This window comes from Rhodovulum sp. ES.010 (assembly GCF_900142935.1).
In the GTDB taxonomy this organism is placed as follows: domain Bacteria; phylum Pseudomonadota; class Alphaproteobacteria; order Rhodobacterales; family Rhodobacteraceae; genus Rhodovulum.
In genome coordinates, this window is the sequence record NZ_FSRS01000001.1 from 1,939,858 (window position 1) to 1,954,985 (window position 15,128).

At 69.5% G+C, this 15,128-nt stretch carries 13 protein-coding genes and 1 riboswitch; of the genes, 11 read left to right on the forward strand and 2 right to left on the reverse strand.

Going from position 1 to position 15,128, the window contains the following annotated elements; translation table 11 throughout:
* Positions 1 to 4: 4 nt before the first annotated feature.
* The 3 genes from bhcB (at position 5) to bhcD (ending at position 3,294) form a co-directional block, all read left to right on the forward strand.
* The gene (gene bhcB, locus BUR28_RS09465; RefSeq protein ID WP_074219891.1) at positions 5 to 976 is read left to right on the forward strand and encodes a beta-hydroxyaspartate dehydratase BhcB; all 972 of its coding nucleotides are present in this window, start codon (positions 5 to 7) and stop codon (positions 974 to 976) included.
* A gap of 15 nt (positions 977 to 991) precedes the next feature.
* Positions 992 to 2,155, forward strand: coding sequence for a 3-hydroxy-D-aspartate aldolase BhcC (bhcC, locus tag BUR28_RS09470; RefSeq protein ID WP_074219892.1), 1,164 nt, complete (start codon positions 992 to 994; stop codon positions 2,153 to 2,155).
* 173 nt (positions 2,156 to 2,328) lie between these two features.
* On the forward strand, positions 2,329 to 3,294 hold the full coding sequence (gene bhcD, locus BUR28_RS09475; protein WP_074219893.1) for an iminosuccinate reductase BhcD: 966 nt from the start codon (positions 2,329 to 2,331) through the stop codon (positions 3,292 to 3,294).
* Between the two features lie 25 nt (positions 3,295 to 3,319).
* On the opposite strand, the gene cls is transcribed toward bhcD, so the two are convergent.
* Together cls and BUR28_RS09485 are read right to left on the reverse strand one after the other, a co-directional pair.
* Complete coding sequence (cls, locus tag BUR28_RS09480; RefSeq protein ID WP_074219894.1) at positions 3,320 to 4,741, reverse strand: cardiolipin synthase; 1,422 nt, start codon at positions 4,739 to 4,741, stop codon at positions 3,320 to 3,322.
* A 43-nt stretch (positions 4,742 to 4,784) separates the two neighbouring features.
* Positions 4,785 to 5,567 (reverse strand): endonuclease/exonuclease/phosphatase family protein, encoded by a 783-nt coding sequence (locus BUR28_RS09485; protein ID WP_083626573.1) that lies wholly within the window; start codon positions 5,565 to 5,567, stop codon positions 4,785 to 4,787.
* A 348-nt stretch (positions 5,568 to 5,915) separates the two neighbouring features.
* Between BUR28_RS09485 and BUR28_RS09490 the strand changes: the two genes are divergently transcribed.
* From BUR28_RS09490 to BUR28_RS20040, 8 genes are all read left to right on the forward strand, one after another.
* A complete protein-coding gene (locus tag BUR28_RS09490; protein WP_254813723.1) occupies positions 5,916 to 7,223 on the forward strand; it encodes a serine/threonine-protein kinase in 1,308 nt (435 codons plus the stop codon).
* Positions 7,224 to 7,270: 47 nt separating this feature from the next.
* Entirely contained in the window at positions 7,271 to 8,308 is a 1,038-nt protein-coding gene (locus tag BUR28_RS09495) for an FHA domain-containing protein (RefSeq protein WP_074219896.1), read from the forward strand.
* Positions 8,295 to 9,230, forward strand: a complete 936-nt coding sequence (locus BUR28_RS09500; RefSeq protein WP_175566927.1) for a PP2C family protein-serine/threonine phosphatase — start codon at positions 8,295 to 8,297, stop codon at positions 9,228 to 9,230. The genes BUR28_RS09495 and BUR28_RS09500 overlap by 14 nt, the downstream gene beginning before the upstream one ends.
* On the forward strand, positions 9,227 to 10,351 hold the full coding sequence (locus tag BUR28_RS09505) for a P-loop NTPase family protein (protein WP_074219898.1): 1,125 nt from the start codon (positions 9,227 to 9,229) through the stop codon (positions 10,349 to 10,351). The genes BUR28_RS09500 and BUR28_RS09505 overlap by 4 nt, the downstream gene beginning before the upstream one ends.
* A gap of 153 nt (positions 10,352 to 10,504) precedes the next feature.
* The gene (locus BUR28_RS09510; RefSeq protein WP_074219899.1) at positions 10,505 to 12,568 is read left to right on the forward strand and encodes a dynamin family protein; all 2,064 of its coding nucleotides are present in this window, start codon (positions 10,505 to 10,507) and stop codon (positions 12,566 to 12,568) included.
* A gap of 26 nt (positions 12,569 to 12,594) precedes the next feature.
* Positions 12,595 to 13,530 (forward strand): dynamin family protein, encoded by a 936-nt coding sequence (locus tag BUR28_RS09515; RefSeq protein ID WP_074219900.1) that lies wholly within the window; start codon positions 12,595 to 12,597, stop codon positions 13,528 to 13,530.
* A 98-nt stretch (positions 13,531 to 13,628) separates the two neighbouring features.
* Positions 13,629 to 14,021, forward strand: a complete 393-nt coding sequence (locus BUR28_RS09520; RefSeq protein ID WP_074219901.1) for a hypothetical protein — start codon at positions 13,629 to 13,631, stop codon at positions 14,019 to 14,021.
* Positions 14,018 to 14,758: a hypothetical protein gene (locus BUR28_RS20040; RefSeq protein WP_074219902.1), complete on the forward strand. Its 741-nt coding sequence runs from the start codon at positions 14,018 to 14,020 to the stop codon at positions 14,756 to 14,758. Before BUR28_RS09520 ends, BUR28_RS20040 begins: the two co-directional genes overlap by 4 nt.
* Before the next feature lie 50 nt (positions 14,759 to 14,808).
* Positions 14,809 to 15,018, forward strand: a riboswitch (cobalamin riboswitch).
* Positions 15,019 to 15,128: the final 110 nt, after the last annotated feature.

Consider the following 15,128-nt stretch of genomic DNA (forward strand, 5'->3'; position numbering starts at 1 on the left):
CGCGATGAAAGACGAGCACGCGATGTACATCCCGACCTATGACGACGTGGTGGCGGCCCATGAGCGGATCGCCCCCTACATCCACCGCACGCCGGTCCTGACCTCGAGCTATTTCAACGAGCTGACCGGCGCCGAGCTCTACTTCAAGTGCGAGAACTTCCAGAAGGCGGGCGCGTTCAAGGTGCGGGGCGCGTGCAACGCGGTCTTCGGCCTCGACGACGAGAAGGCGAAGAAGGGCGTCGCCACCCACAGCTCGGGCAACCACGCGCTGTCGCTGTCCTACGCCGCGGGGCGCCGGGGCATCCCGTGCTACGTGGTGATGCCCCATACCGCGCCCCAGGCCAAGAAGGACGCGGTGCGCGGCTATGGCGGCCAGATCACCGAATGCGAACCCTCGACCTCGTCGCGCGAGGCGGTCTTCGCCGAGGTGCAGGAAAAGACCGGGGCCGAGTTCGTGCATCCCTATAACGATCCGCGCGTGATCGCCGGGCAGGGGACCTGCTCGCGCGAGCTGAACGAACAGGTGGAGGGGCTGGACGCCGTCATCGCGCCGATCGGCGGCGGCGGCATGGTGTCGGGCACCTGCCTGACGCTGTCCAACCTCGCCCCCGATATCGAGATCTATGCCGCCGAGCCGGAACAGGCGGACGACGCCTACCGGAGCTTCAAGGCCGGCCACATCATCGCCGACGACGCGCCGAACACGGTGGCCGACGGCTTGAAGGTGCCGCTCAAGGACCTCACATGGCATTTCGTGTCGAACCACGTGACCGACATCTTCACCGCGTCGGAGCAGGAGATCATCGACGCGATGAAGCTGACCTGGCAGCGGATGAAGATCGTGATGGAGGCGAGCTGCGCGGTGCCGCTGGCCACCATCCTGACGAACCGGGAGGTCTTCGCGGGCAAGCGCGTGGGCGTCATCATCACGGGCGGCAATGTCGATCTGGACAAGCTGCCCTGGATCAAGGGCTGAACAGGGAGAACCGCCATGAAGGACGTGACCGATTTCGAAGGGCTCGAGGTGGGCTATGACATCCCCGCCCGGCCCGGCATGGACGAGGCCGACATCCAGACGCCCTGCCTGGTGCTTGACCTCGACGCGCTGGAACGCAACGTCAAGAAGATGGGCGACTGGTGCAAGGAACACGGCATGCGCCACCGGGTGCATGGCAAGATGCACAAGTCGGTGGACGTGGCGCTGTTGCAGGAGAAACTCGGCGGGTCCTGCGGCGTGTGCTGCCAGAAGGTGAGCGAGGCCGAGGTCTTCGCACGCGGCGGCATCAAGGACGTGCTGGTGTCGAACCAGGTGCGCGACCCGGCCAAGATCGACCGGCTGGCGCGTATCCCGAAGCTTGGCGCGCGGGCGATCTGCTGCGTGGATGACGTGGCCAACGTGGCCGACCTGTCTGCGGCCGCGCAGAAGCACGGCACCCAGATCGAGTGCCTGGTCGAGATCGACTGCGGCGCCGGGCGCTGCGGGGTGACCACGACCGAGGCGGTGGTCGAGATCGCCAAGGCGATCGACGCCGCGCCGGGGCTGAAATTCGCCGGCATCCAGGCCTATCAGGGCGCGATGCAGCACATGGACCTGTACGAGGACCGCAAGGCCAAGATCGACATCGCGGTGGCGATGGTTCGGGACGCCGTGGAAGGCCTGAAGGCCGAGGGGCTGGACTGCGACATCGTCGGCGGCGGCGGCACCGGCAGCTACTATTTCGAGGGCAATTCGGGGGTCTATAACGAGCTGCAATGCGGCTCCTACGCCTTCATGGACGCCGATTACGGGCGGATCCTCGACAAGGACGGCAACCGGATCGACCGGGGCGAGTGGGAGAACGCGCTGTTCCTGCTGACCAGCGTGATGAGCCACGTGAAGCCCGACAAGGCGATCTGCGACGCCGGGCTGAAGGCGCAGTCGGTCGATAGCGGGCTGCCCTTCATCTATGGCCGGAGCGACGTGGAATACGTCAAGTGCTCGGACGAGCACGGGGTGATTTCCGACCCCGAGGGCAACCTGAAGATCAACGAGAAGCTGAAGCTGGTTCCCGGCCACTGCGACCCGACCTGCAACGTGCATGACTGGTATGTCGGTGTGCGGGGCGGCAAGGTCGAAACGGTCTGGCCGGTCTCGGCTCGCGGCAAGGCGTACTAGGCGCTCCCGCCCCCGGCCGGCGCGGGGCCTTGTGGCCCCACTTGTCCGGGGTTGGGCGTGGCGCGGCCCGTGCCGGGCCGCGGGCCTCCGGCGGGATATTTGAAGCCAGAAGAAGCGAGGGCGCGGGGGCGCTGTCCCGGCGCCCTTTCCATGAGCGAGAAGGAGGGGCAGGGATGATCATCGTTCCCGAGAAGGAGATCGCCGGGCTGGTTTCGGCCGAGGACAGTTTCTCGGCGGTGGAGGCGGTGTTCGCCGCGATGGCGCGGGGGGATGCGTACAATTTCCCGGTGATCCGCGAGGCGATCGGGCATGCGGATGCGTTGTACGGGTTCAAGTCGGGCTTTGACCGGGCGGGGCTGGTCCTGGGGCTGAAATCGGGCGGCTACTGGCCGGGCAATGCCGAGAAGGGGCTGACCAACCACCAGTCGACCGTGGTGCTGTTCGATGCCGATACCGGGCAGGCGCATGCATTGGTGGGCGGAAACCTGTTGACGGCGCTTCGGACGGCGGCGGCGAGTGCGGTGTCGATCAAGCACCTGGCGCGCGACGACGCGAAGGTGCTGGGCATGGTCGGTGCCGGCCACCAGTCGGCCTTCCAGATGCGCGCGGCCGCGGCGCAGCGCGATTTCGAGCGGGTGGTGGGCTGGAACTACCACCCCGAGATGCTGCCCCGGCTGGCCGAGACGGCCGAGGAACTGGGCCTGCCATTCGAGGCGGTGTCGCTGGAGGAGCTGGGCGCGCAGGCCGACGTGATCGTCACCATCACCTCGTCGTTCGAGGCGCAGTTGAAGGATACCCATGTCCGGCCCGGCACGCACCTGGCCTGCATGGGAACCGACACCAAGGGTAAGCAGGAGGTCGACCCGGCAATCCTCGCCCGCGCCCGGGTCTTCACCGACGAGGTCGCGCAGTCGATCACCCTTGGCGAGGCGCAGCATGCGGTGGCCGCCGGCCTGATCGGCGAAGGGGACATCACCCAGATCGGCGCGGTGATCGAGGGCACGGCCGCGGGGCGGCAGTCGGCCGAGGAGATCACGCTGTTCGACGGCACCGGCGTCGGGCTTCAGGACCTGGCGGTCGCGGCCAAGGCGGTGGATCTCGCGCAGGAAAAGGGCGCGGCGATCGACGTCGCGTTCTGACGACCGGGATCGCGCCGCGAAACCGCTACAGGATCGGCGCCAGGAGCCGGGCCACCCGCGCGCCGTTGCGGCGCACGAGGCTCGGCGCCTCGGCCAGGCGCGTAAGGTAGCGGTAGCTGCGGTCGAAATCGGCCTCTATAAGCGCGGCGACCGAACGCGCGAACGCCGCATTGAAGACCAGCGCCGTCGCCTCGAAATTGAGCCGGCAGGACCGATTGTCTAGGTTCACCGTGCCGACCGAGGCGAAGCTCTCGTCCACGACCAGCGCCTTTTGGTGCAGGAACCCGTCGGTGTAGCGGAAGACCTTCACCCCCGCGTCCAGCATCTCGTCGAAATAGGCGAAGGCCGCGAGCCAGACCCAGAGGTGGTCGCGCTGGTCCGCCATGACGATGCGCACGTCCACGCCGCGGAGCGACGCCAGCGCAAGCGCGGTAAGGATATCCGTGTCGGGCACGAAATAGGGTGAAGAAATCCATATCCGCTCCTGCGCAGCGTGGATCGCGTTGCAGAAGTAGAGGCTGCCGGTTTCGAGCACATCCGCCGGCCCGGGCGCCACGACCAGTATGTCGAGGTTCGGCTCGGCCGGGGCCGGTTGCCAGAACAGGTCCAGCCGCTCGCCGGTGGCCCAGAACCAGTCCTCGGCGAAGAGCAGCTGAAGCTGGGCGACGGCGGGCCCGGCGATGCGCAGATGAGTGTCGCGCCAGCGCCCGATCTCCGGGTCGCGGCCCATGTATTCCTCGCCCACGTTGTGCCCGCCCAGGAACGCGGTGCCGCCGTCCACGATCACGATCTTACGGTGATTGCGGAAATTGACCTGGAAGCGGCTGTGGGGCTGCCGGATCGAGTGGAAGTTTTCCGCGATCACGCCCGCCTCGTGCAGGTCGGAGAGGTAGGAGGCGGGCAGCTTGTGACTGCCGATCGCGTCATAGAGCAGCCGGACCATGCACCCAGCCCGGGCCCGTTCGATGAGCCGGCGCTGCAACTCGCGGCCCGTCTCGTCGTCGCGAATGATGTAGAACTGCACCAGCACGTAGCGTTCGGCCCGCGTGATCGCCTCGAAGATCGCCTCGAAGGTGTCGGGACCATCCACGAACAGACGCGCGGCGTTGCCCGACACGGCGGACATGCCGGTCATCCGCTCGAATCCCGCGAGAGCGCGGCACAGGTGCGGCGCCAGCCCGTCGGCATCGACCCGATGGGCGGGATCGAAATCCGGCAGCGATTCGATCGACGCGCGCGACGAGCGGCGCGCGGTGACGTAGCCGGGCAGCCGCGAATGGCCGAGAAACAGGAAGATCGGCAGCGCGATGTAGGGGGCGGCGATCAGGAATACCACCCAGCCCACTGCCCCTTGGGGCGTGCGCGCGTTGCAAACCGCCCTGTAGGCCGCCCACAGCGCGAAGCCCTGCAATACCAGAAGCGTGGCGGGAAGAACGATCTGCAGCATGCGGCGATGCTCCTCCCTGCTCCGCGGAAACGCAAGCGCTGCGTCAGGCCGCAGCGAACTCCAGTTCACCCCATATCGGCAGGTGATCGGAACTGACCCGCGCCTTCGCGCTTTCGTGGACGCCCGCCCCTGCCAGCGCCAGCCCCTTGCCATGGACGATGCGGTCGAGCCCGGCGCTGGGGCGGCTCGCGTGAAACGTCTTGCCCGGCGCGACGACGCGGAACCGGTTCGCAAGCGGTTCGAACCCGCGGGTCTCGGACCATTCGTTGAAATCGCCGAGAATCACGGCGCGGGCGCTTTCGTCCGCGCAGAACCGGGTGCCTATGGCATCGAGCTGGCGCAGGCGCCAGGGCCGCAGAAGGGCAAGATGCACACCCACTAGGTTCATCGTCTCCACCCCGTTATCCACGCGGACCAGCACCGCGCCACGCGGTTCGAGGCCCGGCAGCGTCAGGCGCTCAGCGCCACGGATGCGCAAGCCGCGGCGGACGAGGACGGCATTGCCGTGCCAGCCGAGGCTCACGTCGTTCGGCGCCAGATCGGCGACGGTGAAATCGGTGGCGGATTCGATCAGCGCACGCGGCAGGGCCGAGGGGCGCGGTCCGAAGCGCTTGTCGGCCTCCTGCAGCACCACGACATCGGCGTTCAGTTCATTGATCACGTCGAGGGTGCGCCCGGCATCGCGCCGCCAGTCGAGGCCGACCGCCTTGCGGATGTTGTAGCTCGCGATCCGAAAATGTCGGATCGGCGCGCTGCCCGGCGCTGCCGGGCGGGCGGAAACGGGACGGGCTGGTCCGTTCGAGGGGGGCTGAGGGGGCGCACGCATCTGCCGTTCAAGGTAGGAATGCCCGGGCGATCGCACAACCATGCCGCGTCGCAAGGTGCCGGACCGGGCGAAAAATGGGGCGTATTTTCCTAGAAATCGCCCCGGTTGCCGCATCGGGCGTTGCCGATCGCGCACCCTTCACGGGCTTGTCGCGCCTTTGGCCGCGAAAGTCGACGCAAAGTCCCCGCCCGCGCCCGATTTCGGCCGCAATCGCCGCGCCGGCGGCCATGTTTTCGTCCAGCTTGTCAGGAAGAGTCTCTTTCGGATCGACGAGGGGTGGTCCGTCCGGCGCCCGGCGGATGCCCCGACACGCGCAACCGGATCACGATCATGAACGCAGCAGGCGAGATGAACACGCATAGTCCGCCCGAAGACCCGGTGGAGGAGCTTCAGCCCGGCACGACGCTGCTGCACGGGCAATACACGATCGAGCGGTTCCTGAACTCGGGCGGGTTCGGGCTGACCTATCTCGCCCGCGACAGTCTCGACCGGGTCGTGGTGATCAAGGAGTGTTTCCCCGAATCGCTCTGCATGCGCAGCGGGCAGGACGTGCGCGCCCGTTCACGCAGCTACAGCCAGGAATACCACTCCATTGTCCAGCTCTTCATCGACGAGGCGCACCGGCTGGCCCGGCTCGACCACCCCGGCATCGTCGGCGTGCACCAGGTGTTCTCCGACAACACGACCGCCTACATGGCGCTCGACTACATCAGGGGAAAGAACCTCCTCCAGATCATAGAGGACCCGAGCGAGACCCCGTCGCCCGCGGCGATCCGCGACATGCTGGTCAAGGTACTGGACGCGGTCGCCTTCATCCACGACCAGAGCCTGCTGCACCGGGACATCTCGCCCGACAACATCCTGATCGACCGCTCGGGCAACCCGGTGCTGATCGACTTCGGCGCGGCCCGCGAACGGGCAACGCGCAACAGCCGGGTGCTCTCGCGGCTGCAGGTCGTCAAGGACGGCTACTCGCCCCAGGAATTCTACATCGCCGGCATCCGCCAGGGCCCGCCCAGCGACCTCTACGCGCTGGCGGCGACCTTCTATCACCTGATCACCGGGGCGGCGCCGCCCGACAGCCAGCAACGCATGGCCGCTCTCGCCGCCGACGAACCCGACCCGTACGAGTCGCTCCGGGGGCGCGTGGGCGGCTACGCGCCCGCCTTCCTGGGCGCGATCGACAAGGCGCTGAACGTGGTTCCCAAGGAACGGCCGCAAAGCGCCCATGACTGGCTGGCGATGATCGACACCGCCCCCCGCCCGCGCGCGGAGGGCCAGCTGGAGGACGGCCAGCTGGTGCCGATGGATGACGACATGCGGCTGTCGATCTCGCGGCTCGTCGAGGAAACCAACCGCGCGGTCCTCGAAGCGCAGAAGCGGTCCGAGGCGGAATCGGGCACCCGGAAGATCGAGGCCCCGAAGCTTCCCGAACGCAAGCCCGCCTTCGCCTGGCGGTCGCTCTACGACGATGACGATGACCCGGCTGTCGAGGAGACGGAGACGCCGCCAGAGGCCCGCCCGGCCCCCATGCCCGAGCACGGTGACGCGGGTCCCGTGTCGCCCCGGCGGCCGCTGCTGCCGCGGCGCACCGTCCGCCCCAAGCGGGCGGGCCTGTTCTCGGGGCTATCGAGGCGCTTTCCCACCCGGCCGTAGCCGGCCCGTTCCCCCGTTCGACTGGTTCAAGCACGGAAGGCAGAAGGATGAGATTTCTGAAACGCAAGGACGGCGCGCCCGAGGCGGAGAGCGATTTCGACGACTATGTGCCCCCCTTCCCACCTCCGGCCCCCGCGCCCGCGCGCACCCACCCGCGCGAAGACAGTCTGAGGGACGCACCTGGCCTGCACGATCTCCCGCGCCAACCCGGTGCGGACACGCGCGCCGACACACGCCCGGAAGAGGCCGCGCCCACCGTCGAGCGGGATCCCGCCGGGATCGGAGAGGATGACGACATGATCTGGGACTACGGGGATGACGCCGCCGACGCGGCCGACCGAACCGCGCCGCCAGGCGACACCCCGATCTTTCCAAGCGCGCCCGCGACGCCGGCCCAGCGGCGCAGACCCACGGCGGCCGAGACGGAAGAGCGTCGGATGGCCATGTTTCAAAGCACGCCGCCACCGCCCGCCGACACCGCCCAGGAGACCCCGCCGCGCCGGAGCGGTGCCGCGCGGCCGGACGAGGACCGCTTCGAACTGACGCCGCCCCCGGCGGCCGAGACCGAGATCGCCGTGCCGCCGCCCTCGGCCGGGCGGGCCGGGGCTCAGGGCGGTCGCGCCAAGACCCGCCTGCTGGGCTTCGGCCAGCCGGCCGAGGGGGCGGGCGATCCGTTCGCCGACCCGGCCGGCGGCCGGAACGCGGCCAGCGCCGCCCAGCGCTTTCCCGTCGGCTGGCTCGTCGTCATCGAGGGCCCCGGCCGGGGCGCGCATTTCACGCTCTATACCGGGGTTTCGCAGATCGGCCGGGGCGAGGACCAGGCGATTCGCCTCGATTTCGGCGACACCAGCATCTCGCGCTCGGGCCATGCGCTTGTCGCATTCGACGATGAGCAGACCAAGTTCTTCCTGGGCTCCGGGGGCAAAGTGAACATCGTCCGGCTGAACGGCCAGCCGCTTCTCAGCACCGAGGAGCTGACCCATGACGACACCATCCGCATCGGCGAGACCAAGCTGCGCTTCGTCGCCTTCTGCGGGCCCGACTTCTCGTGGTCGGCGGGGACGCCCGATGATGACGGGCGCTGAACTGCGCCTCGACGTGGCGACCGGCATCGGCCAGGGCCGCCGCGAGCACCAGGAGGACGCGATCGTCGCGGATTTCCCGATCGGCGGCGACATCGGGATCGCCGTGCTGGCCGACGGGATGGGCGGCCATGCCGCCGGCGACGTCGCCAGCCGCATCGCGGTGACCGAGGTCTTCGGGGCGCTGAAGCTGCACGCCGCCGATGCCGATGACTTCCTGCGCGAGGCGCCCGATCACCTGCAGACGGCAGCCGAACGGGCCAATGCCAGCTTGGCGGAGCACATGCGCCGGAACGCCGAAACGGGCGGCATGGGGACCACGCTTGTCGCGCTGGCCGTCGCGCGCGCGCGGCTGTTCTGGCTCTCGATCGGCGACTCGCCGCTGTTCCTGTTCCGCGACGGCGATTTGCGTCGCATAAACCAGGACCATTCGCTTGCGCCGCAGATCGACGGCATGGCGCGCATGGGGCTTCTCAGCGACGCGGAAGCGCGCGAGCATCCCGACCGCAACTGCCTGACCTCGGCGATCACCGGAGCCGATATCAGCCGCATCGACTGTCCGGCCGATCCCGTCCGGCTCGAACCGGGCGATATCGTGCTGGCCGCCAGCGACGGGCTGACCTTCATCGACCGCGACAGGATCGGCGCCCTGCTTGCCCAGCACCGGCGCCGCTCCAGCGCGGAGATCGCCGGGGCGCTGTTCTCCGAGATCGAGGCGCTTGCCGATCCCGACCAGGACAATGTCTGTTTCACGGTCATCCGGGTCACCCGGCGCGGCTTTCTGCCCGCCGGCCTGTCCCGGCGGCCGGCCCACCGCGGCACCCGGCCGGAGGCGCCCCCTGCGCGTGCCGCGCGGCGCGGACGGCGCTGGCCCCTGCCCTTGGCCGCACGGCTCCTGCCCAGCTTTCGGAGGCGCACGCCATGAACGCGTTCTTCTCCGACGATCTCGTGGCGCGGCTCGACCGCCTGGTCGCCAGGGGCGGTCTGCCCGGCAAGGCCCGCGACTATGGCGAGGCACTCCTGCAGCGGCTGCGCGCCCCGGTCCGGGTGGTCGTTGCAGGGCCCGCGCGCAGCGGCAAGTCGACCCTGATCGCATTGCTCGCCGGCAGCGCCGCGCCGGCATCCGAGGGCCCGGGCGGGCCTGGCCCCGTAGCCTCGTCGGTGATCGAGAACCTCGTTCTGATCGAACACGCCGGGGCGGAAGCGCCCCTTGCGCACTGCGCGCCTCACATCATCCTGTGGTGCACCCAGGGCTTTGCCAAGGACGAGGCCGCGACATGGGCCGAGGTGCCGGACGGCCTCAAGGACCACGCCTTCCTGGTGCTGACCAAGGCCGACGAATTGATCCGGGTCGGCATTCTGCAGGAGCGCCTGGACGATCTTTGCGACGTGGTCGAGTCCGAGTTCCACAGCCTGTTTCCGATCGCGACGCGGCAGGCGCTCTCCGCTTGGTCGGGCACGCAGATCGTCGACGAGGTGGCGCATGCGCGCAGCGGTGCCAGGGCGCTCTTCGACGCGCTGGAGCGGATGGTCGCCCAGGGCCGTCGTGCCGACCTGGACGCGGGCGAGCTGTTCCTGCGGCGCCATGACGGGCTGACCGCGCATCCCGTGCCCGCGGCGCCGCAGGCCGCGCCGCGCCCCGAGGCGGCGGCCGACAGCTCCCCCGACCATGCACCTGGGACGTCGCAGCCCCCCGCCGCCGCCACCAACCGGGCCGCAGCCGCCGTGCCCGCCCCGGACGTGGACGTTTCGCAACGCGCGCTGCGCCTGCTCGACACCTTCCGCGACGGTTTCCCCGGCGCGATCGAGGGCGAGGCGGCCGACGCGGTCTCGGACCTGCTGTCGCTCTGCGGGAACGCCGCGGAAGCGCTCAACGCGCTCGTCTCCGACCTGTCCGGCGTGTCGGAAGAGCTGTCCGAGGACGTTCTGGAAGCCAACGAGACGATGATCCTGCTCGCGCTCGAAGGCACTGCCTCGGCGGCGGCCGACGCAGTGACCCTGCTGCTGCAGCTGCGCCGCGGGTTCGAAACCCGGCTGGCCGCCTGAGGGAGACAAACGCCGGATGGTCGCCACGATGTTGCCACGCCCAAGACAGTTTTCTCGGCCTTACTGTTTCCATGGACGCCGCAGTGATGACGGATGGGGCCTTCCGCGAGAGGCTCTTGACGGTCATTGCAGAGGGAAGAGGGGTGTCGCCACGTGACGCTGGACGATCGAGCAACCACCGCCGCCGAGCCGGTCCGCCCCCGGATCGAGAATCCGGCCCTTCTCGCCTCGGGTCTGGACGGGTTTTCCGGCTTCGTCGGCCGCATGGACCAGATGCGCGAGACCCTGTCGAACCTCGCCGACCTCGGCGACACGGCGACCGCCCGCGGCGCCGGCCGGCTGTCCGCCCAGCTCGACCTGATCGAGCCCGCGATCACGTTCATCGGCCAGGTCAAGGCCGGCAAGACGTCGCTGATCAACGCGATGGCGGGCTGGCCCGGCCTTCTGCCCGCCGACGTCAATCCCTGGACCTCGGTCGTCACCTCGATTCACCTGTCCCCGGCGTCCGAGACCGCGGCACAAGGCGCGACGTTCCGGTTCTTCGACCCGTCGGAGTGGGACCGCCTGATGGAAAAGGGCGGGCGCATGGGCGAACTCGCCGCCCGCGCGGGCGCCGAGGAAGAGCTTGAAAAGGTGCGCCGCCAGGTCGAGCGGATGCGCGAGAAATCCCAGGGTCGGCTCGGACGCCGCTTCGAGATGCTGCTCGGGCAGGAACACCGCTACGGCAGCTTCGACGAATCCATGGTCGAACGCTACGTCTGCCTGGGCGACGACTTCGAGGACGACGAGGGCGAGCCCTTCGACATGAAGGGGCGCTTCGCCGACATCACCAAGGCGGCGGACCTCTTCGTCGGCCATGCCAACGTGCCCTTCAAGCTGTGCCTGCGCGACACGCCGGGAGTGAACGATACCTTCCTGATGCGCGAGCAGATCACGATCGGCGCCATCCGCGACAGCCGCATCTGCATTCTCGTGCTCTCGGCGCACCAGGCGCTGTCGACGGTGGATATGGCGCTAATCCGCCTGATCTCGGCGGTCAAGGCGCGCGAGGTGGTCATCTTCGTCAACCGCATCGACGAATTGTCGAACCCGGCGTCCCAGATCGACGAGATTCGAGAGTCGATCCGCGCCACGCTCAAGGCCCATGACGGCCCGGCCGATGCGCCCATCCTCTTCGGCAGCGCGGCCTGGGGCCAGCACGCCCTGTGCGGCAGCCTGTCCGACATGAGCGCGGACAGCCGCGCAGCCCTGGACATCCTGGCCTCCGGGGACGGTTCGGCCGGTGCGGTCACGCCGGACGATGTCTGGCACCTTTCCGGCATCCCCGCCCTCTACCGCGCTATCGGCGAACGGGTCGAAGAAGGCGTCGGCGGCGAGGCCGTCGACAAGGTCGCGCGCAGCGTCGGCAACCTGGCCCGCGGAGTCAACGCCGCCCAGATGTCGATCGGGCTGGCGGTGGCCGACGGCCGGTCGGTCGCGCCCGACATGGGCCGCGTCCGGGCCGCGCTCGACGCGATCGAGGCGCGCGCGCTCTCTGCGCTGGACGCCGCCTGGTCCGCCCAGCGCGAGGATTTCTGCATCCGCCTTGACCGGTCGCACAACAGCTTCCTCGACCGCGCCACGGCGGCGCTGGTCGAACATCTCGAGAAATACGGCGAAGGCAACGTCTGGTCCTATGAGCCGACCGGGCTGCGGCTGTTGCTGCGCTCGGCCTGCCAGGTCTTCGGCAAGCGCCTCCAGGGAGAGGCGCGGACGATCTTTGCGACCGCGGCCGACGAGATCGCGGCGACCTATAGCGACGCCTTCGGCCTGACCGACAGCCTGGCAATCGAACCGCCGGAGCTTCCGCGTTTCAACCCGCCCGTGGCCATCGCGCAGACCATCGCGCTCGACGTGAAGGGCGCCTGGTGGCGGCGCTGGTGGCTGAGGCGGCGCGGCTATCGCGCCTTCGCCAGCGAGTTCCACAAGATGATCCGCGAAGAGACCGCCCCCATGGTCGACGAACTCGGCGACGCCCATGCCGGCGCGATTCGCGCCGACTTGATCTGCACGCTTGCCGACTTCCTGGCCGAGCAGCGCGAGGTGGTCATGGCGCTTGCCGACAAGGGCGGGCTCACCGCGGACGATCTCAACCGGGCGCTGGGGCTGCAGGCCCGTGCCGAACGCCTGCAACAAATCGAAAGCGCGGTGGCCACCATGCGCCGGGCCGCCGCCTGACGGGACGCCTTCGAGGACGTGATGCAATGACCGAGATGACCGACCAAGACCAGTTCCGCCCCGGCGCGGCCATCGATCCGCCCGCGGCGAAGAAACCCTGCATCGCCCTGATGGGCGAGTTCAGCGCCGGCAAGAGCACGCTGTCCAACCTGCTGATCGGCCAGACACCGCTGCCGGTGAAGGTGACCGCGACGCAGCTGCCCCCCGTCCGCATCTCCCATGGCAACGGGCCCGGCTGGCGCGAAGATCGCGACGGGACAGTCCGGCCGGTCGATCTCGAGGATCTCGCCGATATCTCGCCCGCCGAAACCCGGCTCGTGCAGCTCTTCGTCGAGGCCGACCTGCTGCGCCTGTGCGACCTGATCGACATGCCGGGCATATCCGACCCGAACATGGATTCGGGCGTCTGGGAGGATGTCATCGACCTGGCCGACGGCGTGATCTGGTGCAGCCACGCCACCCAGGCCTGGCGCCAGAGCGAGGCGGCGGTATGGGACGGGCTGGCGGACCGGCTGGCATGCACCAGCCTTCTGCTGCTCACCCGCAGCGACAAGCTGGTGACCGACCAGGACAAGGCCCGCGTCATCAAGCGCGTCTCGCGCGAGACCGAGGGACTTTTCAAGGAGGTGCTGCCGATATCGCTGACCGATGCGGTCGCCGGCCGCAACGATTGGGACCGCTGGACGGCGAGCGGAGCCGAAGCGTTCAGCCAGGCCTTCATCACCCTGCTGAACGCACTGCAGCCCGGCGGCGGCGATCTGCCCGCGCGCGCCCCGGCGGCGCCGACGAACGCGGCCCCTGCCCCCAACGCCGACACGGCCCCGCTGCGGCTGGAGGACGCCTTGCCGCCCGACCCGGCCGACCCCGGCGCCGTGCGCCCCCGGCGGGTGACCGTCGACCGGGACCGCAGCCGCGGCCGCCGCCCCACCGCCGAAGAGGCCAAGGCGTCCAGACCTTTCTGACGGCCGCGACCTCCCCGCCGTACGGTGCCTGCCCGTCCGCACGCACATGACGCGTTTTGCCGGTGGAAGGTCCGGCAAAATCAACTAGACTGCGCGCGATGGCGGCCACCCAGCGACTCCAGACCTTGCGCAAATCGATTCCGGGATGCCGGACCCTGGCCTATGTGGACCTGTCCGCCCGGCTGGTCCTGCGCGCCGATGCTGCGCCGGCCGCCCCGCAGGAAGTTCTCGACGCGCTGTGCCTGCGGGCCGCCCGCGTCCTCGTCGGACCGGCCGCAGCCGCTGCGGACGCAGTTCTGGGCGCGCCCCCGACCGAGGCAATTGCCTGGGGGGCGGGCGCGATCGAACTCTACCTGCGGGCGCCCGACGCGCCCGACGAGGCGCTCTGTGCAATCCTCGACGCCGCCGCCGACCCCGACCCCGCCATGGCCACGCTGCGCGAGGGGATCGGCGGGATCGTGCCCGCCGACCAGCCCGGTGCCCCGCGATGACCGACCTGGAGCGCCTCAACAGAAAGCTCGCCAAGTTCAAGACGGGCGACGATGCGCCCGAACAGACCGTCGCCGGCGGCACGGATGGAATCGTCTCGGCTCTCCTGTCGGAAATCGAGGAAACGATCCTGCCCCGCGAAATGGTCCTGACCGACGAGAACGGCACGGAGTTCCGGCTTCTGGTGGCCGGCCGGCGGCTGCTGCGCGTGGACGGCGGAAACGCCGCGGCGCCGGACTCGGACGATCCTGCCGACGCGGTCGCGGCCGCCTTCGCCGGACCGCTTCGCAGCTTTCTCGACCAGGCGGGCGAGATCAGCGTGGCCGCAGACCGCCCGCGGGACCGGCTCGACCCGACCGAGATCGGCTGTTCGGTCGAGGCGCTCGTGGCGGCGGCCGCGCAGCCGCCCGCGACACCGGCGGCCGATGCGGACCCGGTCTCGGCCTGCCTCGCCCTCTGCCGGGCCGGCCTGCGCCTCGACGCCGATGGCGGGGCCGAGACGCCCGTGGGCGACCCCGATCTCGTGATGCGCCTGCAGCACTTTGCCGAAGCCGCCCTTCCGACCCTCGCGCCGCCGGCCACACGGGCCATGCCGCGCCTGACGATCCTGCGTGCCGCGCGGGCAGACGATCTCGTCCTCGCCCATGTCGCCGCCCGGGACGGCGCGGCGCTGTTCCTCGCGCCGGCAGAGGCGCAGGCCGACCTTCTGTCCATCTGCCGGAACGCGGTCCCCGCCTGAGCCCCGCGCCTTGCCGCAGCCATGCCGCTTGACAGCGCGGCATCACCGGCATACCCCCGAACCGTCTTGGTTAACCCGTGCCTCCGGGGTCGGGTTATGAAAAGGGAACACGGTCCGGCCAGAAGGCCAAATCCGTGGCTGCCCCCGCAACTGTAGGCGGAGAGCGCGGCTGTTACATGCCACTGGACCGACGCGTCCGGGAAGGCCAGCCAAGCGACGACCCGCAAGCCAGGAGACCTGCCAGGACGATCACCCAGCCCGGCCGCGGGGCGTGGTCCGGGCGGCGGACGACTCCGCAGTGGTGATGCCTCACCGTCTGCGGAAAGGTGCGCCTTTCCAATGACTTGCAAAAGAAGAACGGGCCCGCCAA

Excerpts from the sequence above, each read along its gene's own strand:
- bhcD (WP_074219893.1), top strand. The coding sequence starts at position 2,329 with ATGATCATCGTTCCCGAGAAGGAGATCGCCGGGCTGGTTTCGGCCGAG.
- BUR28_RS09500 (WP_175566927.1), top strand. The coding sequence starts at position 8,295 with ATGACGGGCGCTGAACTGCGCCTCGACGTGGCGACCGGCATCGGCCAG.
- BUR28_RS20040 (WP_074219902.1), top strand. The coding sequence starts at position 14,018 with ATGACCGACCTGGAGCGCCTCAACAGAAAGCTCGCCAAGTTCAAGACG.
- BUR28_RS09520 (WP_074219901.1), top strand. The coding sequence starts at position 13,629 with ATGGCGGCCACCCAGCGACTCCAGACCTTGCGCAAATCGATTCCGGGA.
- BUR28_RS09485 (WP_083626573.1), bottom strand. The coding sequence starts at position 5,567 with ATGCGTGCGCCCCCTCAGCCCCCCTCGAACGGACCAGCCCGTCCCGTT.
- BUR28_RS09490 (WP_254813723.1), top strand. The coding sequence starts at position 5,916 with ATGAACACGCATAGTCCGCCCGAAGACCCGGTGGAGGAGCTTCAGCCC.
- bhcC (WP_074219892.1), top strand. The coding sequence starts at position 992 with ATGAAGGACGTGACCGATTTCGAAGGGCTCGAGGTGGGCTATGACATC.
- BUR28_RS09495 (WP_074219896.1), top strand. The coding sequence starts at position 7,271 with ATGAGATTTCTGAAACGCAAGGACGGCGCGCCCGAGGCGGAGAGCGAT.
- BUR28_RS09515 (WP_074219900.1), top strand. The coding sequence starts at position 12,595 with ATGACCGAGATGACCGACCAAGACCAGTTCCGCCCCGGCGCGGCCATC.
- BUR28_RS09505 (WP_074219898.1), top strand. The coding sequence starts at position 9,227 with ATGAACGCGTTCTTCTCCGACGATCTCGTGGCGCGGCTCGACCGCCTG.
- cls (WP_074219894.1), bottom strand. The coding sequence starts at position 4,741 with ATGCTGCAGATCGTTCTTCCCGCCACGCTTCTGGTATTGCAGGGCTTC.
- bhcB (WP_074219891.1), top strand. The coding sequence starts at position 5 with ATGAAAGACGAGCACGCGATGTACATCCCGACCTATGACGACGTGGTG.